At 72.5% G+C, this 25028-nt stretch carries 21 protein-coding genes and 3 pseudogenes; 14 read left to right on the top strand and 10 right to left on the bottom strand.

Annotated features, from left to right (window positions below):
* Positions 1-148: 148 nt before the first annotated feature.
* The 3 genes and pseudogenes from TU30_RS30915 to TU30_RS37825 form a co-directional block, all read left to right on the top strand.
* Positions 149-487, top strand: a complete 339-nt coding sequence (locus TU30_RS30915; protein ID WP_078878682.1) for a DUF6629 family protein — start codon at positions 149-151, stop codon at positions 485-487.
* Positions 488-595: 108 nt separating this feature from the next.
* Positions 596-958, top strand: a complete 363-nt coding sequence (locus TU30_RS30910) for a cupin domain-containing protein (RefSeq protein WP_042176481.1) — start codon at positions 596-598, stop codon at positions 956-958.
* 105 nt (positions 959-1063) lie between these two features.
* Positions 1064-1192, top strand: a pseudogene (locus tag TU30_RS37825) (IS481 family transposase); the annotation flags it as partial.
* Positions 1193-1284: 92 nt separating this feature from the next.
* Here TU30_RS37825 and TU30_RS30905 read toward each other — a convergent pair.
* The 6 genes from TU30_RS30905 to rhaI all read right to left on the bottom strand — a co-directional run bounded on the left by TU30_RS30905 (position 1285) and on the right by rhaI (position 9060).
* A complete protein-coding gene (locus TU30_RS30905) occupies positions 1285-1926 on the bottom strand; it encodes an LUD domain-containing protein (RefSeq protein ID WP_042176479.1) in 642 nt (213 codons plus the stop codon).
* Positions 1923-3464, bottom strand: coding sequence for a LutB/LldF family L-lactate oxidation iron-sulfur protein (locus TU30_RS30900; protein WP_078878680.1), 1542 nt, complete (start codon positions 3462-3464; stop codon positions 1923-1925). The genes TU30_RS30905 and TU30_RS30900 overlap by 4 nt, the downstream gene beginning before the upstream one ends.
* Positions 3461-4216: a (Fe-S)-binding protein gene (locus TU30_RS30895; protein ID WP_042176477.1), complete on the bottom strand. Its 756-nt coding sequence runs from the start codon at positions 4214-4216 to the stop codon at positions 3461-3463. The genes TU30_RS30900 and TU30_RS30895 overlap by 4 nt, the downstream gene beginning before the upstream one ends.
* Before the next feature lie 73 nt (positions 4217-4289).
* On the bottom strand, positions 4290-5744 hold the full coding sequence (locus TU30_RS30890; protein ID WP_042176475.1) for a rhamnulokinase family protein: 1455 nt from the start codon (positions 5742-5744) through the stop codon (positions 4290-4292).
* Entirely contained in the window at positions 5741-7780 is a 2040-nt protein-coding gene (locus TU30_RS30885; RefSeq protein ID WP_042176473.1) for a bifunctional rhamnulose-1-phosphate aldolase/short-chain dehydrogenase, read from the bottom strand. Before TU30_RS30885 ends, TU30_RS30890 begins: the two co-directional genes overlap by 4 nt.
* A gap of 119 nt (positions 7781-7899) precedes the next feature.
* Positions 7900-9060, bottom strand: coding sequence for an L-rhamnose isomerase (gene rhaI / locus TU30_RS30880; protein ID WP_042176472.1), 1161 nt, complete (start codon positions 9058-9060; stop codon positions 7900-7902).
* 288 nt (positions 9061-9348) lie between these two features.
* On the opposite strand from rhaI, the gene TU30_RS30875 reads away from it, so the two are divergent.
* The 10 genes and pseudogenes from TU30_RS30875 (at position 9349) to TU30_RS30830 (ending at position 20180) form a co-directional block, all read left to right on the top strand.
* A complete protein-coding gene (locus TU30_RS30875; RefSeq protein ID WP_042176470.1) occupies positions 9349-10866 on the top strand; it encodes a sugar ABC transporter ATP-binding protein in 1518 nt (505 codons plus the stop codon).
* Entirely contained in the window at positions 10863-11903 is a 1041-nt protein-coding gene (locus TU30_RS30870; protein ID WP_042176468.1) for an ABC transporter permease, read from the top strand. The genes TU30_RS30875 and TU30_RS30870 overlap by 4 nt, the downstream gene beginning before the upstream one ends.
* Entirely contained in the window at positions 11896-12927 is a 1032-nt protein-coding gene (locus tag TU30_RS30865) for an ABC transporter permease (protein ID WP_042176466.1), read from the top strand. The genes TU30_RS30870 and TU30_RS30865 overlap by 8 nt, the downstream gene beginning before the upstream one ends.
* A gap of 53 nt (positions 12928-12980) precedes the next feature.
* Positions 12981-14066 carry a rhamnose ABC transporter substrate-binding protein gene (gene rhaS, locus TU30_RS30860; RefSeq protein ID WP_042176464.1) on the top strand — a complete coding sequence of 362 codons (1086 nt, stop codon included), beginning with the start codon at positions 12981-12983 and terminating at the stop codon, positions 14064-14066.
* A gap of 51 nt (positions 14067-14117) precedes the next feature.
* The gene (locus tag TU30_RS30855; protein WP_042176461.1) at positions 14118-14438 is read left to right on the top strand and encodes an L-rhamnose mutarotase; all 321 of its coding nucleotides are present in this window, start codon (positions 14118-14120) and stop codon (positions 14436-14438) included.
* Between the two features lie 28 nt (positions 14439-14466).
* Positions 14467-15877, top strand: a pseudogene (locus TU30_RS30850) (BNR repeat-containing protein).
* A 125-nt stretch (positions 15878-16002) separates the two neighbouring features.
* Positions 16003-17028, top strand: a complete 1026-nt coding sequence (locus tag TU30_RS30845; protein WP_042176459.1) for a LacI family DNA-binding transcriptional regulator — start codon at positions 16003-16005, stop codon at positions 17026-17028.
* Positions 17029-17131: 103 nt separating this feature from the next.
* Complete coding sequence (locus TU30_RS30840; protein WP_042176457.1) at positions 17132-18433, top strand: alpha/beta fold hydrolase; 1302 nt, start codon at positions 17132-17134, stop codon at positions 18431-18433.
* Positions 18434-18526: 93 nt separating this feature from the next.
* The gene (locus TU30_RS30835; protein WP_042176455.1) at positions 18527-19270 is read left to right on the top strand and encodes a PIG-L deacetylase family protein; all 744 of its coding nucleotides are present in this window, start codon (positions 18527-18529) and stop codon (positions 19268-19270) included.
* Between the two features lie 67 nt (positions 19271-19337).
* A complete protein-coding gene (locus tag TU30_RS30830) occupies positions 19338-20180 on the top strand; it encodes a pentapeptide repeat-containing protein (protein ID WP_176726327.1) in 843 nt (280 codons plus the stop codon).
* A 170-nt stretch (positions 20181-20350) separates the two neighbouring features.
* Here the strand turns inward: TU30_RS30830 and TU30_RS37820 are convergent.
* Positions 20351-20578 (bottom strand): annotated as a pseudogene (locus tag TU30_RS37820) (cytochrome P450); the annotation flags it as partial.
* A gap of 611 nt (positions 20579-21189) precedes the next feature.
* Between TU30_RS37820 and TU30_RS30825 the strand changes: the two are divergent.
* Entirely contained in the window at positions 21190-21918 is a 729-nt protein-coding gene (locus tag TU30_RS30825; protein ID WP_042176454.1) for a DUF2470 domain-containing protein, read from the top strand.
* A 52-nt stretch (positions 21919-21970) separates the two neighbouring features.
* On the opposite strand, the gene TU30_RS30820 is transcribed toward TU30_RS30825, so the two are convergent.
* From TU30_RS30820 to TU30_RS30810, 3 genes are all read right to left on the bottom strand, one after another.
* On the bottom strand, positions 21971-23032 hold the full coding sequence (locus TU30_RS30820) for a hypothetical protein (RefSeq protein WP_042176452.1): 1062 nt from the start codon (positions 23030-23032) through the stop codon (positions 21971-21973).
* A 58-nt stretch (positions 23033-23090) separates the two neighbouring features.
* On the bottom strand, positions 23091-24344 hold the full coding sequence (locus TU30_RS30815; protein ID WP_042176449.1) for an aromatic acid exporter family protein: 1254 nt from the start codon (positions 24342-24344) through the stop codon (positions 23091-23093).
* A 149-nt stretch (positions 24345-24493) separates the two neighbouring features.
* Positions 24494-24988 carry an FBP domain-containing protein gene (locus TU30_RS30810; RefSeq protein WP_042176446.1) on the bottom strand — a complete coding sequence of 165 codons (495 nt, stop codon included), beginning with the start codon at positions 24986-24988 and terminating at the stop codon, positions 24494-24496.
* Between the last annotated feature and the right edge of the window lie 40 nt (positions 24989-25028).

Genomic DNA, 25028 nt, shown 5'->3' with positions numbered 1-25028 from the left:
CCCCACGGATACAGCCGCCCACTCACACCCACCACGGGCTTCGCAAAGATTCACCCCGACGAGCTGAAGTCAGTAACGGGAGGGCCCGCTGTCGCGTCCGCCGTCCGCCTCCGTGCCGCCGGCGTCCGGATGCTCCGCGCTGCCGGCCGTGGGCCACCCGGTGGCCACCGTCGGTGCCCTGCTGCTCTCCGGCGACCGCCGCCTGCGGGTCCTCGGCGTCCTGGCCGGCGCGGGAGCGCCCGCCTGCCGGGCGCCGTGGCGGCTGGAGTCCGTCTCGACCTGGTGCGCGTTCGCCGTGGACGTCGTCGGCGGTGCGGTCGACGAAGACGCCGAGGTGGCGCGACTTCCTGCCGGTGCTCCTCATGACAGCGACGGCAGCGGGACACCCGTCTCCGTCCTCTTGGACGAATCGGACACGTACGACCGCCGGGTGGTCCCTGAGCGCACCGGTACCGGACCCGTCACCCGAATGGCGTGCCCGTCCTGACGGACGGACGATGGAGGGGTGGGGCCAGGACCGCCCCGCCGGTGCTGTCGCGGACGGACGGACACCGGCCCCGGCCGCGCAGAGCGACGGCCGGAAGGGAGCAGGGACATGCTGGAGATCAAGACACTGGACAAGCCGGACGAGCGGCGGGACTTCCCCAGGGGACACCTCGAAGCCGTCCACATGACCGGGCTGGACTTCGCCGTGGCCGTCTTCGAGCCCGGGTGGCGCTGGTCCGAATCCGTCGGACCCCTCGCCGGAACCCCGAGCTGCCGAATCCACCACAACGGCTACGTCGTCCAGGGCCGGCTGCACATCCGCATGGACGACGGCGCCGAGAGCGAGGTCGGCCCCGGCGACGTCTTCGTCTGCACACCCGGCCACGACGCCTGGGTCGTCGGCGAGGAACAGGCCGTGGTGTACGACTTCGCGGGCGCCATGGCCCAGAGCTATGCGAAGGCCGCCGGCTAGGGTCTGCCACGCGAGCGGAGCCTGCCGCGCGACGTGTGGCACGCACTCCCGCCGCACCGCCCGGAAGCCCTCGTACCGGGCACGCCCGGTACGAGGGCTTCCGGGCGGTCCTGCGCCGGCAACACCGCACCCACCGAAGCCCTGGCGGACTTCCTGCACATCCGCAGCCACCCCCGCCGGCCCACCGCACTCGAAGGCCGGCCACCGGTCAGCCGTGTGAACAACGCTGCGGGTCCCTGCACCCGGCCCTCCCACGAGACGAGCGTGCCGGGCGGTGGTGACCCACGGCGACTGCGGGGGGACCGACCCGTGCGGAGGCCGCTGGATCAGCGGACCAGGACGACCTCCAGGGTGCGCGGGCCGTGCACGCCCTCCACCCGGTCGAGTTCGATGTCGCTCGTCGCCGACGGGCCGGAGATCCAGGTGAGAGGGCGGGCCGGGTCGAGACGCTCGAGGGCGTACGGGACGGAGGCGACGACCTGGGCGGCGCGGACGACGCAGATGTGGTGGTCCGGGACGAGGGTGATCCGGCGCCGGCCCTGGTCGGGGGAGCCGTCCAGGACGATCGTGCCGGTCTCGGCGACGGCGACCGCGCAGGCGGTGACCACGCTGTCGACCCGGTCCAGCTCCTGCGGGGTGCTCTCCGCCCGGTCCGCGACCCGCCTCACCCCGGTCCGGGCGAGCCAGCTCTCGTCAAGACCCGGCGGTACGAGCACCGACGACGAGCCGCGTGCGGCCAGGAGCCCGGCGACGACCTCGGCCAGCCCGCCGGCGCCGGTGCGGTGGACGACCGCCCGGTAGTCGGCGAGGTTCTCGGCGAGGAGATCCAGCGTCCGGGCCGGGGTGCGGTCACCGTGCTCGCGCAGGTAATCGCGCGGGACGGCCTCCTCGTACGGCCTGGCGTCGGCGCGCGGGACGTCGGCGAGGGCGCGCCGCACCCGGCCCAGGATCCGTTCCCTGCTGCTCACCGGTCACCGTCCTCGCCCTTGGTCCTGCCCTCGTCCTTCACCGGGGTCCCGGCCGCGTCCGACGAGGGGGGACCCCCGGCGCCGCGTGTGCGCTGCCACCAGTCGCGGAAGGGCTCCGCCGGCACTGCGGGAAGATCCCGGGTCCCGCTCCACGCGCGGCCGGGGCCCGGCAGGGTGCGCGGGTGCAGGCGCCGGGTGCGGGAGGCGAGGCGCTGGCCGGTGCGCAGCGCGCCCGGGTGCGAGAACGCCCAGCGGGCCGCGCGCATCGCGGCGCGCTCGGCGGCGTGGCCCTTCGCGGGCTGCAGCACCACCTTGTTGCCGCCCCGGACCACCTGGCCGCCCTCCACGATCCGTTCCCGCAGGTGGACCAGCACCTCGGGGATGTCGATGGCGACCGGGCACACCTCGTAGCAGGCCCCGCACAGCGACGAGGCGTACGGCAGGGACGCGTCGATCTCGCTTGCCGTGCCCCGCAGCTGAGGGCTGAGGACGGCTCCGATCGGGCCCGGGTAGACCGAGCCGTAGGCGTGGCCGCCGGCCCGCTCGTAGACCGGGCAGACGTTGAGGCAGGCCGAGCAGCGGATGCACCGCAGCGCCTGCCGGCCCACCTCGTCGGCGAGGGCGTCGGTGCGGCCGTTGTCCAGCAGGACCAGATGGAAGGCGCGCGGGCCGTCCGCGTCGGTGGTGCCGGTCCAGGTGGACGTGTACGGGTTCATCCGCTCGGCGGTCGAGGAGCGCGGGAGCGTCTGCAGGAACACCTCGAGGTCCCGCCAGGTCGGCACGATCTTCTCGATGCCGACGACCGAGATCAGCGTCTCGGGCAGGGTCAGGCACATCCGTCCGTTGCCCTCGGACTCCACCACCACCAGCGTGCCGGTCTCGGCGACCACGAAGTTGGCCCCGGAGACGCCCACCTTGGCCCGCAGGAACTTCTCCCGCAGGTGCAGCCGCGCGGCCTCGGCCAGTTCGGCGGGCGTATCGGTGAGACCCTCGGGCGCCGGGCGGCCCCAGCCGCTCATCTCGCGGGCGAAGACGTCCCGGATCTCCCCGCGGTTGCGGTGGATCGCGGGGACCAGGATGTGCGAGGGACGGTCCCGGCCCAACTGCACGATCAGCTCGGCCAGATCGGTCTCGTAGGCGCGGATGCCCGCCGCCTCGAGGGCCTCGTTGAGCCCGATCTCCTGGGTGGCCATCGACTTGACCTTGACGACCTCGCGCTCGCCGGTCTCCTGCACCAGGCGGGTCACGATCGCGTTGGCCTCGTCGGCGTCGGCCGCCCAGTGCACGGTGCCGCCCGCCGCCGTGACCGCCCCCTCGGCCTTCACCAGGTAGTCGTCGAGGTGGCGCAGGGTGTGGTCCTTGATCCGCTTGCCGGCCTCGCGCAGCGCCGCCCAGTCGGAGACCTCCGCGACGGCATGGGCGCGCTTGGCGCGGATGGTGTGCGTGGCGTGTCGCAGATTGCCCCGCAGGGTCTTGTCGTGCACCGCCTCGCGCGCGGCCTTCGGGAAGGCCGGCATCCCTACGAACGTGCCGCTCATGCCGCCGGTTCCTCCTTTGTGCCCGCCAGGATCTCCGCGATGTGCACCGGCCGCATGCCGGTCCGCAGCCGGGTCATCGTCCCCCCGATGTGCATCAGACAGGAGTTGTCCGCCGCGCACAGCACCTCCGCGCCGGTCGACTCGGCGCTGCGCACCTTGTCGGCACCCATCGCCGCGGAGACGTCGGAGTTCTTCAGCGCGAACGTGCCGCCGAAGCCGCAGCACTCCTCGGCCCCCGGCAGTTCCACCAGCTCCAGCCCTTCCACTGCCTCCAGGAGCCGCCGGGGCCGGTCGCCGAGCCCCAGCGAGCGCAGCCCGTGACAGGTGGGATGGTAGGTCACCGTGTGCGGGTAGTACGCGCCGACATCCGTCACCCCGAGCACGTCCACCAGGAACTCGGTGAGTTCGTACGTCTTCGGCACCACCGGTGCCAGGGCGGCCGCGAGGGCGTCTCCGCGCCCCTGGGCGCGGGCCCGCTCGCCCATCCGCGGATACAGCTCCCGCACCATCGCCCCGCAGGAGCCGGACGGCGTCACGATCGCCTCGTAGTCCCCGAAGACCTCGCAGAAGTGCCGCGCCAGCGGCTCGGCCTCGTGCCGGTACCCGGTGTTGTAGTGTGCCTGGCCGCAACAGGTCTGCGCCATCGGGAAGTCGACCTCGACACCGAGTCTGGTCAGCAGCTTCACCACGGCGCGCCCGGTGTCCGGATAGAGCGTGTCGTTGACGCAGGTCAGGAACAGGGCGACACGCATCGCGGCTCCTTCTGGATCGATCATCGAGTGGATGCAGGGTAGTGCGCGGACACGGCCCGGGGGAGAGCTCGGGTCAGCCCCGGGCGAGCCGGGCCTGCGCGGCCTTCCACCGCCGCGTGCCGCCGCGCGGTTCGTACCGGGTCGGCGACTGGGTACGGGTGAGCAGGCGCCGCATCCCGGCCAGGTCGCCGGCCGGCCCGTGCGCACGGGCCTGCACGAGGACGTTGCCCAGCGCGGCCGCCTCGGTCGGGCCGGCCACCACCGGCAGCCCGCAGGCGTCCGCGGTCAGCTGGCACAGCAGGGCGTTGCGGGTGCCGCCGCCCACGATGTGCACCACGTCGACCGACCGCCCGGCGAGCCGCTGGGCGTCCTCGACGGCCCTGCGGTGCGCGAGCGCGAGCGAGTCGAGGATGCAGCGGGTGATCTCGGCGGGGGAGCCGGGCACCGGCTGGCCCGAGAGCCGGCAGGCCTCGGCGATCCGCTCCGGCATCCGTCCCGGTGCCAGGAACACCGCGTCCCCGGCGTCCACCACCGACCGCAGCGCGGGCACCCCGGCCGCCTCCCGCAGCAGCGACCCCAGAGCGTCCGGCTCGCCCCAGGCCCGTACGCACTCCTGGAGCAGCCACAGGCCCATGATGTTGCGCAGGTACCGGACCGTGCCGTCCAGCCCCAGCTCGTTGGTGAAGTTGGCGGCGCGGCTCTCCTCGGTCAGCACCGGGGCGTCCAGCTCGAGACCGGCCAGCGACCAGGTGCCGGTGCAGATGTACGCGAACCGCTCACCGGTGGCGGGCACGGCGGCCACCGCGGACGCCGTGTCGTGCGAGCCGACCGCCGTCACCGGCACGGGCCCGGCCAGCCCGGTCTCCTCCAGCACCTCGGGCCGCAACTCCCCGGCGGGATCGCCGGGCCGGCGCAGCGGCGCGAAGAGGGAGAGATCGATGCCCAGGCGCTGTGCGACCGGGTGGGACCAGCCGCGGGTGCGCGGGTCGATCAGCTGCGTGGTCGAGGCGTTGGTCAGCTCCGTGCCCTGCGTACCGGTGAGCCAGTACGTCAGCAGGTCCGGGATCAGCAGCAGGCGTCGGGCCTGCGCGAGTTGGGCGGTGGAGCGGGCCGCCGTCAGCTGGTAGAGGGTGTTGAACGGCGCGTACTGCAGACCGGTCGCCGCGTACAGCTCCCCGGCCGGCAGGGCCGCCCACACCTCCTCCGCGATCCCCTCCGTGCGGGGGTCGCGGTAGTGCACCGGGTTGCCCAGCAGCGCACCGTCCGCGTCCAGCAGGCCGTAGTCCACGGCCCAGCTGTCGATGCCGACGGACGCGAGCCCGCCGCCCGCCGCCCGCAACCCCTCCAGCACTCCGGCGTACAGCCCGAGGACGTCCCAGCGCAGCCCCTCGGGCACCCGCACGGGCCGGTTCGAAAAGCGGTGGACCTCGGTCAGCTCCAGGGTGTCGGGGCCGACGCGGCCGACCATGACACGCCCGCTGGAGGCGCCGAGATCGACCGCCGCGTACGGCCGCACCTGCGCGCTCATCGCAGGAACGCGGCGGCGACGCCGGCGTCGACCGGGACGTGCAGGCCCGTGGTGTGGGTGAGGTCACCGCCGGTCAGCGCGAAAACGGCGGCTGCGACATGCTCGGGCAGCACCTCCCGCTTCAGCAGCGTGCGCTGCGCGTAGAACTCGCCCAGCTTTTCCTCGGGGACCCCGTACACCGCCGCCCGCTTGGCCCCCCACCCGCCCGCGAAGATGCCCGAGCCGCGCACCACGCCGTCCGGGTTGACGCCGTTGACCCGGATGCCGTGCTCACCCAACTCGGCTGCGAGAAGCCGCACCTGATGGGCCTGGTCGGCCTTGGTGGCCGAGTAGGCGATGTTGTTCGGACCGGCGAACACCGCGTTCTTGGAGGCGATGTAGACGATGTCGCCGCCCAGTTGCTGCGCGATCATCACCCGGGCCGCCTCGCGGGAGACGAGGAAGGAACCGCGGGCCATGATGTCGTGCTGGAGGTCCCAGTCCTTCGCGGACGTCTCGAGCAGCGGCTTGGACAGGGAGATCCCGGCGTTGTTCACCACCAGGTCGACCCCGCCGAACGCGAGCACCGCGGCCCGCATCGCCTCCGTGATCTGCTCCTCCGACGTCACGTCCACGGTCACGGCGACAGCCTTGTCCGGCCCGCCCAGTTCCTCGGCGACCGCGGCCGCGTCGTCCCCGTTCAGGTCCGCCACGACGACACACGCGCCCTCCGCCGCCAGCCGCCGCGCGATCGCCTTCCCGATCCCGCTGCCGCCACCGGTCACCAGCGCCACCCGGGTGGCGAGCGGCTTCGGCTCCGGCATCCGCCGGAGCTTCGCCTCCTCCAGGGCCCAGTACTCGATGCGGAACTTCTCCGACTCCTCGATCGGCGCGTACGTCGAGACCGCCTCCGCCCCGCGCATCACGTTGACCGCGTTGAGGTAGAACTCGCCGGCCACCCGGGCGGTCTGCTTGTCCTTGCCGAAGCTGAACATGCCCACGCCGGGAACCAGCACGATCGCCGGGTCGGCGCCGCGCATGGCGGGGGAGTCGGGCACGGCGTGGGCCGCGTAGTAGGCGGCGTACTCCTCGCGGTAGGCGGCGTGCAGTTCCTTCAGCCGGGCCACGGCCTCGTCCACGGGGGCCGCCGGCGGCAGGTCGAGGACGAGCGGCCGGACCTTGGTGCGCAGGAAGTGGTCCGGGCAGGAGGTGCCGAGCGCGGCCAGCCGCGGGTGCTCGGCCCGGGACAGGAAGTCCAGGACGGCTTCGGAGTCGTCGAAGTGCCCGACCTGCGCCCGGTCCTGGGAGGCGACGGCCCGCACGTACGGCGCGAGAGCCGCCGCACGCTCCCGGCGCCCGGCCTCGGGCAGCGGCTCGTACCCGTCGAGCACCGGCCCGAACGGCTCCGTCCTGCCCCGCTCGGCGAGGAACCGCTCGGCGGTGCGGATGATGTGCAGCGAGTTGCGCTCGCACTCCTCGGAGGTGTCGCCCCACGCGGTGATCCCGTGCCCGCCCAGGACACAGCCGACGGCCTGCGGGTTGGCCTCCTTCACCGCGGCGATGTCCAGGCCGAGCTGGAAACCGGGCCGACGCCACGGCACCCACACGACGGTGTCGCCGAAGCACTCGGCGGTCAGCTTCTCCCCGTCGGCCGCACAGGCGAGCGCGATCCCGGAGTCGGGGTGCAGATGGTCGACGTGCGGGGCCTTCACCAGTCCGTGCATCGCGGTGTCGATCGAGGGGGCCGCACCGCCCCTGCCGTGCAGGCAGTAGTCGAACGCGGCGACCATCTCGTCCTCGCGTTCGACGCCCGGGTAGACGTCGGCCAGCGCCCGCAGCCGGTCCAGCCGCAGCACGGCGAGCCCCGCCCCGGTCAGCGTCCCGAGATCCCCACCGGATCCCTTGACCCACATCAGCTCCACATCACCCCCGGTCACGGGGTCGGTGGCGGTGCCCTTGGCGGAGGTGTTCCCGCCGGCGTAGTTGGTGTTCCGGGGATCGGCACCGAGCCGGTGGGAACGGGCGAGGAGGGCGTCGGCCCGGGGATGGTTCGACATGAACGTCATTCCTTGTCTGAATCCGAGAGGTGTGGGGAAACGCGCACAGGGGCGCGGGGAACTGCGCGATCAGCCACGAGGAGCCGGCAGCCCGCGGCGCACAGGACCAGGCAGAGGCTCTACGCCCCCCATCCCGCCTGCTCCCCGCCCACCCGCTCCGCGACAATTCTTTCGGCCCACCCGGATCGCCGGTACGCCTCGATGGGGTCGGGGTCCAGCCCCGTCTCTTCCCGCACCTCACGCAGCAACGGCCGCACATCCGTGTTGTACGCGTCCATCAGCACGGCGTTGGCACCCAGCACGTCGCCGGAGGCCTGCGCAGCGGCCAGCGCCCCCGCATCGACGAGCAGCGCCTTCGCCGTGGCCTCCTGCACGTTCATCACGGACCGGATGATCGCCGGGATCTTCGCCTCGATGTTGTGGCACTGGTCGAGCATGAACGCGGTCCCGGAGGTGAACCCGCCCCCGCGCACGACCTCGTGCATGATCCGGAACAGCTGGAAGGGGTCGGCGGAGCCCACCATCAGGTCGTCGTCGGCGTAGAAGCGCGAGTTGAAGTCGAACCCGCCGAGCCGCTCCTCGCGCAGCAGCGTCGCGACGATGAACTCGATGTTGGTGCCCGGCGCGTGGTGGCCCGTGTCGACGACGACCTGGGCCTGCGGCCCGAGCTTCAGGCAGTGCGCGTACGCGGTGCCCCAGTCCGGCACGTCCGTCGTGTAGAACGCCGGCTCGAAGAACTTGTACTCCAGCAGCATCCGCTGGCCCTCGCCGAGCCGCTCGTACACCTCGGCGAGTGCTTCGGCGAGCCGGTCCTGGCGGGCGCGGATGTCGTCCTGGCCGGGATAGTTCGTCCCGTCGGCGAACCACAGCTTCAGGTCCGTCGAACCGGTCGCGTCCATGATGTCGACGCATTCGAGGAGATGGTCCACGGCCTTGCGCCGGACCGCCGCGTCGGGGTGGCAGACGCTGCCGAGCCGGTAGGCGTCGTCCTGGAAGGTGTTGGAATTGATCGTGCCGAGCCGCACACCGCGGTCCTCGGCGTGCCTGGCCAGCGCGGTGTAGTCGTCGACCTTGTCCCACGGGATGTGCAGCGCGACGGAGGGCGCGGCCCCCGTGAACGCGTGCACCTGGGCCGCGTCGTCCAGCTTCTCCTGCGGGGTGCGGGGCACACCCTGCTGCGCGAACACCTTGAAGCGGGTCCCCGAGTTGCCGTACGCCCACGACGGCGTCTCGACGGCCTGTGTCTTGAGAGCGGCCTTCGCCGCGGCGAGCTCGGTCACGTCAGGGCTCCTGTGACATCGGGTCGTATCGACCACTGAATAAAACGGCTGCCTGAAAGGTTGAGTGAAACGATTCAGAAGGGGAAGTTATGGCGCCCTCGAAGGGGTGTCAACCCCTTCGGCCGGGACCGTCCTCCGTGACCAGGGTGTGACCTGAAGCTGTCGAAAGTTTTTCGACCGGGACCCATTGACGTGACATGCGCCGCGCGCCTAACGTCCCGGCAATCCAGTTGAAACCTTTCACGGCGCCGCGAGGGCCGCCCCGCCGGACGTCGTCGAGGAGCCCTCATGACCCACCCGTCCGACACGGGTTCGGCCCCGGTTCTCGCGCTGAGGGACATCTCCAAGTCCTTCGGCGCGGTCCGCGCCCTGCGGGACGTCTCCCTGGACCTGTTCCCCGGCGAGGTGCACGCCCTCGCCGGGGAGAACGGGGCCGGCAAGTCGACCCTCATCAAGACGCTCGCCGGAGTGCACCGGCCGGACGCCGGCCACGTGCTGCTCGACGGCGCGCCCGTCCTCTTCCACGGGCCCGGCGACGCCCGCGACGCCGGGATCGCCGTGATCTACCAGGAGCCCACGCTCTTCCCCGACCTGTCGATCGCCGAGAACATCTACATGGGCCGCCAGCCCCGGCGTGCCCTCGGCCGGATCGACCACAAGGCCACCCGCACCGCGACCGCCGCCCTGATGCGGCGGCTCGGCGTCGAACTCGACCCCGACCGCCCGGCCCGCGGCCTGTCCATCGCCGACCAGCAGATCGTCGAGATCGCCAAGGCGCTCTCCTTCGACGCCCGCGTCCTGGTCATGGACGAGCCGACCGCCGCCCTCACCGGCAGCGAGGTCGCCCGCCTCTTCGGCGTCGTGCGCACCCTGCGCGAACAGGGCGCCGCGGTGCTGTTCATCTCCCACCGGCTGGAGGAGATCTTCGAGATCTGCCAGAGGGTCACCACGCTCCGCGACGGCGCCTGGATCTCCAGCGAGCCGCTGGACGGCATGACCGAGGACGACCTGGTCCGCCGCATGGTCGGCCGCGACCTCGAGGAGCTCTACCCCAAGCAGGACGTGACACCGGGCGAGACCGCCCTGAGCGTGCGCCGGCTGACCCGCGAGGGTGTCTTCACCGACGTCTCCTTCGACGTGCGCCGCGGCGAGATCGTCGGCCTCGCCGGGCTCGTGGGCGCCGGACGCACCGAGGTGGCCCGCGCCGTGTTCGGCATCGACCGCTGGGACGCCGGCGAGGTCGAGATCGACGGACGTGCGCTCACCAACGGCGCCCCGTCCACCGCCATGGCCGCGGGCCTCGCCCTGGTCCCCGAGGACCGGCGCGCCCAGGGGTTGGTGATGGACATGTCCATCGAGCGCAACATCGGCCTGACCGGACTGCGTACGACCGTCCGTGCCGGCCTGATGGACCGCGGCGCGGAACGCAGCCGCTCCCTGGACTGGGCCGTCAAGCTGCACGTCAAGTACGCCCGGATCGCCGACACCGTCAACACGCTCTCCGGCGGCAACCAGCAGAAGGTCGTCCTCGCCAAGTGGCTCGCCACCGGCCCCAGGGTACTCATCGTGGACGAGCCGACCCGGGGCATCGACGTCGGCACCAAGGCCGAGGTGCACCGGCTGCTCTCCCAGCTCGCCGCCGACGGCGTCGCGGTGCTGATGATCTCCTCCGACCTGCCCGAGATCCTCGGCATGGCCGACCGCGTGCTGGTGATGCACGAGGGCCGCCTCACCGCCGAGATCCCCCGCACCGACGCCACCGAGGAAACCGTGATGGCCGCAGCCACGGGGAGGGCCGCCGCATGACGGTTGCCGCTCCCGAAGAAGCCCCCGTCGCCGAGGTGCCGAAGGCCGACGGCACCCGGCTGGTCGACCGCGTGTTCACGGTGCGCGAACTCGCCATCCTGCTCGTCTTCCTGGTGATGATCGCGGTCACCCAGGCCGGCAACAGCGAGTTCCTGTCCGAACAGGGCGTCAAGGACCTGCTGCTGAACGCGACCATCCTGGTCCTGGTCGCCACCGGCCAGGCCCTCGTCGTCATCACCCGCAACGTCGACCTGTCCGTCGGTTCCACGCTCGGCATCTCCGCCTTCGCCGCCGGGATCCACCTCCAGGGCGGCGGGAACCCGGTCGTCGCCGTCGCGCTGGCGGTGCTGCTGGGCATCGGCTTCGGACTGCTCAACGGACTGCTCGTCAGCCTCGGCCAGGTGCCCGCGCTCGTCGTCACCCTCGGCACCCTCTACATCATCCGCGGCATCGACTCCATCTGGGTCGGCTCCCGCCAGATCACCGCCGCCGACCTCCCCGCCGGATTCGTCGACTTCGGCTCCGGCGGCATCTCGGCCGTGCCCTACCTGGCGCTCATCGCCCTCGCGGTGCTCGCGGCCACGGCGTACTACCTCAAGCACTTCGGCAGCGGACGCGAGCTGTACGCACTCGGCTCCAACCCCGAGGCCGCCCGGCTCGCCGGCATCCCCGTACGCAAGCGGATCCTCGCCGCCTACACCTTCTGCGGCGCCCTCGCCGGCCTTGCGGGCGCGCTGTACCTCGCCCGGTTCGGCAACGTCGACTCCGGCACCGGCACCGGCTACGAACTCACCGTCGTCAGCGCCGTCGTGGTCGGCGGCGTGGTCTTCACCGGAGGCTCCGGCAGCGTCTACGGCGCCGCCCTCGGCGCGCTGCTGCTGACCTCCGTCAACAGCGTCCTGCCCGCCCTCGGCGTCAGCTCCGTCTGGGTGCTCGCCATCAACGGCATCCTGCTCATCCTCGCCATCGCGGTCGACCGGATCGTCGCCCTGCGCGTGGCCACCGCCCTGAAGAAGAGGAACGCCCGCCATGGCTGACTCCGCTCGCGCGCGTGCCGTCCGCCGGTCCCCCTCCGTGCGGTGGGACACGGTCGTGGGCGCCCTGCTCGTCGTGGTCCTGCTGCTGTCCTTCGCCACCGTCGACGGCTTCGGCAACGCCCTCAACCTGTCCTTCCTGATCGGCAACACCCTGCCGATCGCGCTGATCGCCCTGCCCATGACGCTGCTCGTGGTCTCCGGCGAGATCGACCTCTCCGTCGCCTCCACCGCCGGCCTGTCCGGGGCGGTCATGGGCGCCCTGTGGAACCAGGGCATGACCATCGAGGCGATCATCCCGGTCTGCCTGCTCATCGGCGTCGTCTGCGGCCTGGTCAACGGCCTGCTCGTCACCCGGCTCGGACTGCCCTCCCTCGCCGTCACCATCGGCACCCTCGCCGCCTACCGGGGCATCGCGCAGATCGTGCTCGGCTCCGACGCGGTGACCGACTTCCCCGCGCAGTACCTGGACTTCGCCGCCGGACGCATCGGCGACACCTTCGTCCCGTACGCGCTGCTGCCGTTCCTGGTGCTGCTCGCGATCGCCGTGGTCGCGCTGCACGCCACCCCGTTCGGACGCTCGCTGTTCGCGATCGGCGCCAGCGAGGAGGCCGCGCGCTTCGCCGGCATCCGGGTCAGGCGGCAGAAGCTGATCCTGTTCACCCTGACCGGCCTGATGGCCTCCCTCACCGGAGTCTTCTGGGCCCTGCACTACGCCAGCGCCCGCTACGACAACGCCACCGGCCTCGAACTCTCCGTCGTCGCCGCCGTACTGCTCGGCGGTATCGACTTCGACGGCGGCAAGGGCACCCTCGGCGGCGCGATCGCGGGCGTCTTCCTGCTCGGCGCGCTGCAGAACGTCATGAGCCTCGTCAACGTCTCCGCCCAGTCGCAGATCGTCGTCACCGGCGTCCTGCTCGTCGTCTCCGTGCTCGGCCCGCGCGTCGCACGCCAGATCTCCGCCGCGCGCGCCGGGCGCAGGGCCGCACCGCCACCGGTGCCCGAGGCACCCGCCCCGGCTCCGTGAATCCTCCTCGCCCGTCCACGTCGCCCGCCCTTCCCGCCCGTAAGGAACCCACCATGCGCAAGTCCTCCCTCCGCCGGACCTGTGCGGCCCTGGCCGCCGTCACCTCCCTCGCCCTGGCCGCCACCGCCTGCGGCGGCACCACCAAGGACGACGTCAGGAACGAGGGCGGTGGTCCGGCGGCCACGGCCGACAAGGCCGACCCCGACGCGCCCACCAAGAAGGGCCTGACCGTCGGCTTCCTGCCCAAGCAGGTCAACAACCCCTACTTCACCAGCGCCGACAAGGGCGGCGAGAAGGCGCTGAAGGAACTCGGCTCCAGCTACAAGGAGGTCGGTCCCTCCAGCGCGACCGACACCGCCGGCCAGGTCTCCTACGTCAACACGCTCACCCAGCAGCAGGTCGACGCCATGGCCGTCTCCGCGCAGGACCCCGGAGCGCTGTGCACGGCGCTCAAGCAGGCCATGAAGAACGGCATCAAGGTCGTCACCTACGACTCCGACACCACGGCCGACTGCCGCAACGCCTTCGTCTCGCAGGCCAGCGGCGAGGACCTGGGCCGCACCGAGGTCCAACTGCTCGCCGAACAGATCGACTACAAGGGCGAGATCGCGATCCTGTCCGCCGCACAGACCGCGACGAACCAGAACGCCTGGATCGAGTTCATGAAGGACGAACTGAAGGACCCCAAGTACAAGGACATCAAGCTGGTCAAGGTCGCCTACGGCAACGACGACGCCCAGCAGTCCTTCCAGCAGACCCAGGGCCTGCTCCAGGAGTACCCGAACCTGAAGGGGATCATCTCTCCGACCACGGTCGGCATCAAGGCGGCCGCCCAGTACCTGTCCGGCTCCAAGTACAAGGGCAAGGTCAGGCTGACCGGCCTCGGCACCCCCAACGACATGCGCAAGTACGTCAAGAACGGCACCGTCGAGGCGTTCGAGCTGTGGGACCCGGCCAAGCTCGGCGAACTCGCCGCGCGCACCGCCGTCGCCCTGTCCTCCGGCCAGATCACCGGCAAGGAGGGCGAGACCTTCGAAGCCGGCGCGATGGGCGAGTACACCATCGGCAAGGACGGCGTGATCAACCTCGGCAAGCCCACCGTCTTCAACGCCGGGAACATCGACCAGTTCGACTTCTGATCTTCCGTCAGCTCGTAGTCTCATCAACTCGTATCTGAGGAGCGGTACTTCATGCAGCGCGTCTGTTTCCTGCTCAAGGTCCGCCAGGACCGGATCGCCGAGTACCGCGAACGCCACGCCGCCGTGTGGCCCGAGATGCGCGAGGCGCTCTCGGCCACCGGCTGGCACAACTACTCCCTCTTCCTGCGCGACGACGGCCTGCTCGTCGGCTACCTCGAGACCCCGGACTTCGAGGCCGCCCGCTCCGCCATGGAGGCCACCGACGTCAACGCGCGCTGGCAGGCGGAGATGGCCCCCCTCTTCGGGACCCTCGACGGCGCCCGCCCGGACGAGGCGATGAAACCGCTCACCGAAGTCTTCCACCTCGCCTGACCACGGACCCCACCCGAGGAGCCCCGAGATGAGACGACGCACCCTGCTGGCCGGAGCCGTACTCGGCACGGTGACCGGACCCGCCCTCGGCGGGCCCGCCGCCCCCGGCCCGTCGGTCACCCCGGCCGGCCGCACCACCCCCGACGCCCGGGCCGTCTACTTCGTGTCCTACGACGGCCTGGTCAACAACAACTCCTTCCAGAAGAACGGCCTGCTGACCTACAAGGGGCACCAGTACGCCGTCTGGTACACCGCCGACCGCAGTGCCGTCGTCGGCCGCCGCACCCTCGGCGCGAGCACCTGGCAGACCGTCAGGACCGGCCACACGCTCCGCTACGACGACTCCCACAACGTCATCTCCATGGGCGTCTCGAGGTCCGACGGACGCCTGCACCTCCACATGGACTCCCACAGCGACGGCTTCACCTACGTCAAGTCCGCCGCCGGGCTCATGGACGACCCCTCCGGTCCCAGCTGGACCGCGAGCCGTTTCGGCGCCCCGCAGTCCACGCTCGACGGCCTCGCCCTCACCCCGCAGTTCACCTACCCGCAGTTCGTCTCCACCCCCGAGGGCCGGCTCCAGCTCAGCTACCGCGCCGGCGTCTCGGGCAACGGGCGCAACGCGCTGGCCGAGTACGACGGCACCCGCTGGACGGTGCTGGGGGAGTGGACCGCCTCCACCGGCACCTACCGCAGCGAGCACGGCTCCTCCACCGCCCGCAACATGTACCTGCACGGCATCGACTACGACCGAAGAGGCCGCCTGCACGCCTTCTTCACCTGGCGGGAGCAGAACGGAGCCGTCGTGTGCAGCCCCGGCGGCATCACCAACCACGACACCGGCTACGTCTACTCCGACGACCGCGGCCGCACCTGGCGCAACGACGCGGGCACCGCCGTCGCCACCACCGGCACCGCCGATCGGGTCTCGGTCACCGGCCCCGGCCTGGTTGTCGACCCGCTGAACCCGGATCACTCCCTGATGAACCAGGAGAGCCAGTCCACCGACTCCGCCGGCCGGCCGCACGCGATCATCAGCTACGTCCCCGGCCGCTTCGGCCAGTGCACCACCGACTACGTCGCCGACCGCACCGCGAACGGCCGCGCCTTCCACGTCCGCCGCACCGCCTCCGGCACCTGGCGCAAGACCGAGATCCCCGTCCCCCCGAACTCCAGCCAGCGCACCCGGCTGCTCCTGGACCGGTACGACAACGCCGGCGATCCTCCCCTACGGCCGGATCGCCGGCGCCTCCGCGGCCTCGGACCACACCGACTGGACCCTGTTGTACGACGGCGCAGGCCTGAACGCCTTCGGTGAGGTCCTGATCGACGAGACCCGGCCGGCGCAGGACGGCGTGCTCTCGGTCATGTACCAGGAGCGCTCCAGCGGCACCACCCCGTCGGCACTCCACGTCACCGACTTCCGGCTGCCCATCTGACCCCCGACCGGCCCCGTCCACACATCCCGCCCACCGCCGATCGCGGGGCGGCCGGGCCGGTAATGTGAACGACCACCGGCCGCCCCCTCGCCTTTCACCCTCGTCTCCTCGGAGGTCCCTGCCCGATGGCCCAGTCGGTGGGTATCAAGGACGTCGCCCGCGTCGCCGGAGTCTCCGTCGGCACGGTCTCCAACGTGATCAACCGCCCGGACACGGTCGCCGCCGAGACCCGGACCAGGGTGCTGTCCGCCATAGACCGGCTCGGCTACGTCCGCAGCGAGTCCGCACGGCAGCTGCGCGCGGGCCGCAGCCGGATCATGGGCCTGCTCGTCCTCGACATGGGCAACCCGTTCTTCGTCGACGTGGCGCGCGGTGCCGAACGCGCCGCGCGGGCGGCCGGCCTCGGCGTGATGGTCTGCAACAGCGCACAGAACGCCGGCGAGGAGGCCGACTACCTCTCCCTCTTCGCCGAGCAGCGGGTACGGGGCGTGCTGCTCACCCCGGCCGACGCCACCGGCCGCAACATCGAGGCCTTCCGCCGGCACGGCATCCCCTTCGTCCTGGTCGACCGGGTCGCGGAGGGCACCACCGAGTGCTCGGTCTCCGTGGACGACGTCGCCGGTGGCGCGCTGGCCGTGCGGCACCTCGTCGACGCGGGTCACCGGTCCATCGCCTACGTCAGCGGGCCGCCCGGCCTGAACCAGGTCAGGGACCGGCGCACCGGCGCGCTGAACGCTCTCGCCGAGGCCGGACTCGGCCCACAGGCCCTGCGCGAACTGCCCACCGAGCGGCTCGACGTCGCCGCCGGGCGGGACGCGGGCGCGCGGCTGCTCGGGCTCGCCGACCGCCCCACCGCCGTCTTCTGCGCCAACGACCTGCTCGCCCTCGGAGTGCTCCAGGCGATGTACGCGGCCGGGGTCGGTGTCCCGGACGATCTGGCGATCGTGGGCTACGACGACATCGAGTTCGCCGCCGCCGCGGCCGTCCCCCTCACCTCCGTACGCCAGCCCGCCGTCACCATGGGCGCGCTGGCGGCGGAACTGCTGATCGAGGAGACGCAGACCCAGGCCGCGGCCGCACCCCACGAACACCGCAGGGTCGTGCTGCGCCCGGAACTCGTCGTCCGGCGCTCCAGCCTGTCGGCGCGCTGACCCGCGGGTCCTGTACGCATGTCGTGGCCCCGACGCCGACAGCCGGACGGCCGTGTGCTGGACTGGGCCGCGGTCCGTCCGTCCGTTCGCCCCGGGAGCCCCGTTGACCGTCAGCTACCGCCAGCCCGGCGTCGTCCTCACCGACCGCCGCTTCACCGTCCCCCTCGACCACGACGTGCCCTCGGGGGAGACGGTCGAGCTGTACGCACGTGAGGTCGTCGCCGGCGACCGGGCGGGCCATGACCTGCCGTGGCTGCTGTACCTCCAGGGCGGCCCCGGATTCGGGGCGAACCGATTCGTCGGGAAGCCGTCCTGGCTCGGCCGGGCCCTGAAGGAGTACCGCGTCCTGCTGCTCGACCAGCGCGGCACCGGCAGCTCCACCCCCGCCAACCGGCAGACGCTCCCGCTGCGCGGCGGCCCCGCCGAGCAAGCGGACTACCTCGCCCGCTTCCGCTCCGACTCGATCGTCCGCGACTGTGAGGCGATCCGCCCCCAGGTCACCGGCGGCGCCCCCTGGACCGTCCTCGGCCAGAGCTTCGGTGGATTCTGCACCGTCGCCTACCTCTCCACGGCACCCGAGGGCCTCGAGACCGCCGTGATCACCGGTGGCCTGCCTTCCCTGGACGCCCACGCCGACGACGTCTACCGGGCGGCCTACCCGCGCATCGAGCGCAAGGTCGCCGCCCACTACGCCCGCTATCCGCAGGACGTCGAACGCGCCCGTCGCATCGCCGAGCACCTCCTCGACCACGAGGTCGTCCTCCCGAACGGCTACCGGCTCACCGCCGAGGCGTTCCAGTCCCTGGGCCGCATGCTGGGCAGCGGCGACGGCAGCCACCAGCTGCACCACCTCCTGGAGGACGCCTTCGTCCCCACCCCGGCGGGCCCGGCGCTCTCCGACGCGTTCCAGGAGCAGGCGCAGAGCCTGCTCTCGTACGCGGGCCACCCCCTGTACGCACTCGTCCACGAGCCGATCTACGGCCAGGACGCCCGGCCCACCGCCTGGTCGGCCGAACGGGTCCGGGCCGAGTTCCCGCGGTTCGACGCGGCGAGGGCCCTCGCGGGCAACGGGCCGCTGCTGTTCACCGGGGAGTCCGTGCACCCCTGGATGTTCGACTGCGACCCCGCCCTGCGCCCGCTGCGCGAGACCGCCGAACTGCTCGCCGACCGTACCGACTGGACCCCCCTGTACGACCCGGCCCGCCTCGCTGCCAACGAGGTCCCGGCCGTGGCAGCCGTCTACCACGACGACATGTACGTCGACACGGCCCACTCGCTGCGCACCGCGCGGGCGATCCGCGGCCTGCGCACCTGGGTCACCGACGAGTTCGAGCACGACGGCATCCGCGCGGGCGGCCCCCGGGTACTGGACCGGCTGCTGGGAATGGCCCGCGACGAGGTCTGAGCCCGCACGCCCGGCACACCCCGCACGGTCCGTGCGCCGGGTGTGCCGCGGGATTCCCGGTGCGCTGCCGGTGGTGGGGGCTAGTCTGCGGGCATGACCGAGGTGACACCCACTCAACTTGCCCCCATGCCCGACGACTGGCAGCGCGCGCTGGCCGTGGTCGCCCACCCCGACGACCTGGAGTACGGCTGTTCCGCGGCGATCGCGTCCTGGACCGACGCCGGCCGCGAGGTCGCCTATGTGCTGGCGACCCGTGGCGAGGCGGGCATCGACACCCTGGCGCCCGCCGGGTGCGGCCCGCTCCGGGAGCGGGAGCAACGGGCGAGCGCGGCCGTGGTCGGTGTGTCCACGGTGGAGTTCCTGGACCACCGGGACGGCGTCATCGAGTACGGCACCGCTCTGCGCCGGGACATCGCCGCCGCCGTCCGCCGCCACCGCCCCGAGCTGGTGATCACCCTGAACCACCGGGACACCTGGGGCGGTACCTTCTGGAACACCCCGGACCACGTGGCCGTCGGACGCGCGGTGCTCGACGCGGCCGGCGACGCCGGCAACCGCTGGATCTTCCCGGAACTGACCGAACAGGGCCTCGAACCCTGGAACGGGGTGCGCTGGGTCGCGGTGGCGGGTTCCGACACCCCCACCCACGCCGTGGACGCGACGGACGGCCTGGACAGGGCGGTGCTCTCGCTGCTGGAACACCGCGCCTACATCGAGGCCCTGACCGACCAGGACCCCGAGGAGTACGTGCGCGGTTTCCTGACGGGCAAGGCCCAGGAGACGGGCAGGCGGTTCGGTGACCGGCCCGCGGTCGCCTTCGAGCTGTTCCCCCGTTGACGACGACGGTACGGTCCGGCGGGAAGCACTCCCCGAACGCGGGGCGGGCACCCGCCCCGCGTTCCGTATGCTGAACCGCATGTCGGAACCGAGGACCGGACCTACCGAGCTGCGCGGTGACTGCGCACGGTGTTTCGGGCTGTGCTGCGTCACCCTGCCGTTCACCGCCTCCGCCGCCTTCGCGGTGGACAAGCAGGCCGGCAGCCCCTGCCCGAACCTGCGCGAGGACCACCGCTGCGGCATCCACGCGCGGTTGCGGCAGGAGGGGTTCAGCGGCTGCACGGTGTACGACTGCTTCGGCGCCGGGCAGAAGGTCGCGCAGGTCACCTTCGGCGGAGAGGACTGGCGCACCGGTCCACCGGAGCGGGCCCGCCGCATGGTCGACGTCTTCCCGGTCGTCCGGCAGCTGCACGAACTGCTGTGGTACCTGACCGAGGCGCTCACCCTGCCCGCGGCCCGCCCCCTGCACGCGGACCTGCGCCGTGCGCTGGAGACGACGGAGCGGCTCACCCGGGGGACTCCGCAGGAGCTGGCGGAGCTGGACGTGGGTGCGCACCGGCAGGACGTCAACGTGCTGCTGCTGAGGGCCAGCGAACTGGCCCGGTCCGGGGTGCGCGGGCGCCGCAAGGACCGCCGGGGCGCCGATCTGATGGGCGCCCGCCTCAAGGGGGCCGACCTGCGCGGAGTGAGTCTGCGCGGCGCCTACCTCATCGCCGCCGACCTCACCGGCGCCGATCTGCGGGGCGCGGACCTGATCGGCGCCGACCTGCGCGACACCGACCTCACGGACGCCGATCTCACCGGGGCGTTCTTCCTCACGCAGCCACAGCTGAACGCGGCCCGGGGAAGCGCCGGCACCACGCTGCCGGGGTCGGTCACCCGCCCCGCGCACTGGACGGCGACAGCCTGACACCGGGTCGGCGGGGCACCGGTCGGCGCGGGCACGTCGGATGTCCTGGCGGGCCGGGGGGACTTGGCCGTCCCCGGCTGCTCCGGCGTACCGGGACGTCCCGCGCGCCGCGTGCGGGGCGGCGGGAGTCCGGTACCGGACCGACGGGTCGCACGACACGGCTGCCCCGGCCGGGCAGCGGATGCCGCCGGCGCCCGGGGGTACGACGCCCCGGGCGCCCCCGGCCCGGCCGGTGCCGCCGTCGTCCGGCGCTCAGGGCGGAGCCGCAGCCCTTCCGGCATCAGGGTGAGACGTTCGGTCACGCGCAGCCGGTAGGCCGGATCGGGCCGCAGTGCGTAGTGGCGCAGCAGGAGCCCGAGCACCAGCGTCGCCTCGTGCGGCGCGAACTGCCGGCCGATGGGGGGTGCGTGGGGTCCATCGGCGGGCTCTGGCCGCGCAGGAGCAGCAGATCCTGACGGCGCTCGCGGGGGACCCCGAGTTCGGTCCGGTGCTCGGACGACGGCCCGACGCCCGCCTCGCCGTGCGCGGCTGGCTGGCCTTCACCATCGCGGTCTGCCTGGAGTGGCTGCGCGACTGCGAACCGAGCCGGGAGCAGGTGCGCGACCTGTGCGCACACGCCCTGCTCGGCGTGCTCGCGTCCCGAAAGAGCGATAAGAGCAGGTTCCTCGGTCTTGGTCCCGATCTGATCCTCCTGGTGGAGGGCCGCCTCCTGCGGAATTCGCGTGGACGACCTCGTCGGCGGGCTCCGGTCGCCGGCTCCCCGCGCCGCTGGAGGGAGTTCTGTCCGGTAAGTCGCCCTGTGGGTCTCCGGGGTGATCGCGTGAATCAGGGTGAGCCGGCTCTTGTCGTCCTCTGCAGGCCGCGCGAAGGCCGCGCGAAGGCCGCGCGAAGGCCGTGCGAAGGCCGCGCGAAGGCCGTGCGAAGGTCGCACCGGGATCGCGCGATCCGCTTGGCGTGCGCCTCGATCTTCGATAAGTTAGGCAAGGCTTACCTAATAGGAGGTTCGAGGATGGGTGACGACACGCACGGCTGGACGGCCGAACCCGGCGCGGCGGAGCGGGCCCGCTCCGTGCTCGCCACCGCATGGTCCTGCGCGGTGACCGCGGAAGGCTCGCGCGAGGAGCTGTTCGGCGCGCACAGCGTGACCGACGACGGCCGCATCCTGCTGCACGTGCCCGAGGACGGCGCGCTGCTCACCGCCGCGGTCTGTGCCCCCCGCGGCGAGCCGTCCGCCGTACTGGAGTTCGCGGACGTCGCACCCGTCCCGGTGCGCAAGAGGGTGCGTGCCCGGTTGTGGCTCGCCGGCTGGTTCGCCGTCGAGGACGGCCACCTCGCCTTTTCTCCCACCCGGGTGGTACTGCGACGGGAGTCCGGAGCCGTCGTCGTCGATCCGGGCGAGTTCGCCGCGGCGCGACCCGACCCGCTGGCCACGGCCGAGGCCCGGCTGCTGACCCACCTCGCCGACTGCCACGGCGACGCGGTCGAGCGGCTGACCCGCCTGGTCGACCCGGACGGCCTGCACGGCGTGGTCCGCGTCCAGCCGCTCGCCGTCGACCGCCATGGGCTCACGCTGCGCATCGAACGCGTCCGCGCGGGCGGCGACGTACGGCTCCCGTTCCACCGGCCCGCCGACGACCTCGGCCAGCTCACCGAACGCATGCACGTCCTCCTCTCCCGGGCGAGCGCCGTCACCTGCCCCCGCCCGCTGCAACGGCAACGCGCCGACGGCGACGGCTGAACGGCCGCCGCGACAACCGACCGCCCCGCCCCCTGCCCGCAACGCCCTCCGGCTACCAGTCACCGTCCTTCACCGGCTGGCCCGGCGCGTCCCCGAGCTGCTTCACCTGGTGCGGCGACGGGGGCTGCCAGGGCTCGTGGTCGTCCCCGAGCCAGTCGCCGACCGGCTTCACCGACTGGAGCGGGCCGGCCGGCTCCAGGTCCTGCGCGTCCTGGTCGTAGTAGTCGAACCAGGGAAGTCCCGCCCGGGTGTAGGCGGCCCGGTCCACCGGGGACGGAGGCGGGGCCCCGCCCGTGATGCGCCGCCACTCGGGAGGCGTCACCAGGTGGACGAACACGCGCCCCGAGGGCTGCTCGGACCAGTCCGTCAGCGGCCGTTCGTCCTGGTGGACCTCCTGGCGCAGGGAGCCGCCTGCCCCGAGACCCATCGCCGCGGCGGGCCGGGGCGCGCCGCGGAACGCCGCGGGGGCCCCGCCCGGGGCGGGCGCCGCCGCGGCGCGCGCGACACCGTACCCCCCGCTGTGGGCCGGCGGCCGGGCCGCCTGCTCCGCCCGCTGCCGCTCCAGCCGCTCCTGCTCCGCCCGGCGCCACCGGGCCAGCGCGTCCGCGTTCAGCGCGAAGGACTGCAGCTGGACGCCGCCCCACACCTCCTCGCCCGTGACCTGCCCCTCCACCGTCGCGCCCAGGCCCAGCGGCACGGCCACGAACTGGCGGACCGTGCCCTTGCCGGAGTTGATCCCGTCCAGCCAGCGCTGACGGGGCACCACCACGTAGTTCTGCGGCGAGCGGGCCAGGCGGTCGCTCCACGGGCGTCCCGAGACCGCGCACACCTTGCCGACCCCCACCTGCAGCGCGGCCGGTTCACTCGTCCCCGCGAAGCTCAGCCACATCGCCTCGCGCAGATACACCGGCAGCATCACACCGCCGCGCGCCCGCCAGGCCCCGGGCACCGAGTCCGCGTAGTCCGCGACCCGCCGCACCGGGAACTCGCCCAGACCCGGCGGCAGGGCGTGCGTCCCCGTCTCGGGCAGCCGCAGCGTACGGACGAACCGCACCGCCGCCCCGCCCGGCAGCCGCAAGGTGTTCCCGTCGATCCGTACGCCGGTGTCGGTCATCCGCGCGCCCCCTTCGTGTGCTCGTGCCCACGGCGTACCCGTCCGCCGCCGGCTTCCCTCACTGAGAACGCCCGAAGCCGCCCCGGCGGTTCCGGCGCGGCAGGCCGGGAACGCGCAGCCGGTCCCGCGTCCGGGTGATCCGCGGCAGGCGCTCCCGCTGTTCACGCGTGTGCCGGTCCAGCTCCTCCATCAGCCGGTGCGAACGGTGCTCGGTGTCCATCTCGTCCAGGATGCGGTCCGCCTCGGCCAGCAGCGCGCCGTACAGCTGCCACTGCCGGGAGTCCGCGCGCACGTCCTCCAGCAGCATCCGGGCCAGCCGGTGGCGGGTGGTGGCGGCCTGCCGCAGTTCGGCGATGAGCCGGTCCTCCGCGGACTCCGCGCTCTCACTGACGCTCGACGTGACCAGCACCGCGAAGCTGACCACCGCGTCGGAGGTCTCGGACAGCAGCTGCTCGACGAGGGCGCCCGTCTCCGGCTGGAACAGTGGGCCCGGCTCGCGTTCCTTCGCGAGGTCGGTGAGGGTGCGCGCGAGCACCCGCAGCACGACCGTGCAGATCTCGAGGGTGTCCAGTCCGGTGCGCAGCACGATCCGGTTCAGCAGGCCCTCGCGAACCCGCGGGTTGAGCCGCAGGCTGTCCTCGGCCTGCCGGAGGTCCGCGTCCACCTCGGAGATGTCGTGATCGAGCCGGCGGGCCTCGTGCAGCCGGGCCGCCGCTTCGTGGTGGGGCGTGCGCGCGGCGGCCTGCTCGCCCAGGCGCAGCATCAGCTGCCGCACCCGCCGGGCCAGCCCCTCGATCGACTCACCGGCCTCCTCCACCCATACCGGCGGGGCCAGGAGCAGGTTGAAGGAGAGTCCGACGACGGCGCCGATCACTGTCTCCAGGATGCGCGCCCACGCCATGTCCCCGACCGACGTCACACCGAGCACCAGCATCGCGCTGATCGCCACCTCGGGAACGAACTCGTGCACGCGCACGATCCGTCCGACGATCAGCGACGCCAGGATCAGCAGGCCCAGACTCCACCAGGTCAGGCCCACCAGAAGACTGAAGAGGATGGCGACGACCACCCCGGCCACCACCGCGTTCACCCGGCGGAAGCCGGTGGTGAGCGTGGAGTACAGCGTGACCTGGACGACGAGCAGCGCCGTCAGTGGCGCCGTGAGCGGGGCGGCCTCCGGACTGAGCCGCAGTGCGATGACGTACGCGACCGTCGCCGCGGCCGCCGAGCGGGTCGTCTGCACGGCCACCGGATCCCGGCGCTGCCTGACGAACTCTCTGACCCGTGCCGTCCACTCACGTACCACTCGCATCCTTCGACGCTTCCCTCTCACCGGAAGTGCCGAACGTCTTCGGCGGGTACCACGGCCACCCGGGGGAAACGACGATGCCCGGGGACGCACCCGCAGACGTCCCCGGAGGGACGTTCACGGACCGACGGCACGCCGGCGCCGCCGGGACGTCACACCTTGTCGAGGAAGCCGTACAGATTCCCCAGGGTGCGGGCGATCTGCTCCTCCAGGGTGAGGGACTCCTCGATCCGCATCCCCGAATCCGGCACCTTCCTGTCGCGCAGATAGAGGGAACAGGCGAGGTCGGTGCACATGTAGGCACCCACCGAGTTGCCCTCGCGCCCGGCGGCGCCCGCCCTCCGCGCGGTCATCAGGGAGACGCCTCCGCGCGGATGGGTGGTCAGGCACAGCGAGCACATGCTGCGGTGCAGGAAGCCGCGCCGCGCGGGCTGGAACCGCAGCGCCACCCCGACCGGACGTCCCTGGTCCGCGCGCTCGGTGACCAGGTAACTGCGGTCGGGCGCCCCCGGATCCCGCCAGCCGAGGAAGTCCAGATCGTCCCAGGCGAGCTCCCCGAGGTCGCGGGGCACGAACAGGCGCTTGGCCTCACCCTTCGAGCAATTGACGAAGGAACCGCGGATGTCCTGTTCGGTGAGTGATTTCATGGGGGGTCTCCGGCGTTCTGCTGGTGCGGCCTGCGAAACC

The organism is Streptomyces sp. NBRC 110035, assembly GCF_000829695.1.
Lineage (GTDB): Bacteria > Actinomycetota > Actinomycetes > Streptomycetales > Streptomycetaceae > Streptomyces.
This window is presented reverse-complemented; position numbering and strand designations above follow the sequence as displayed.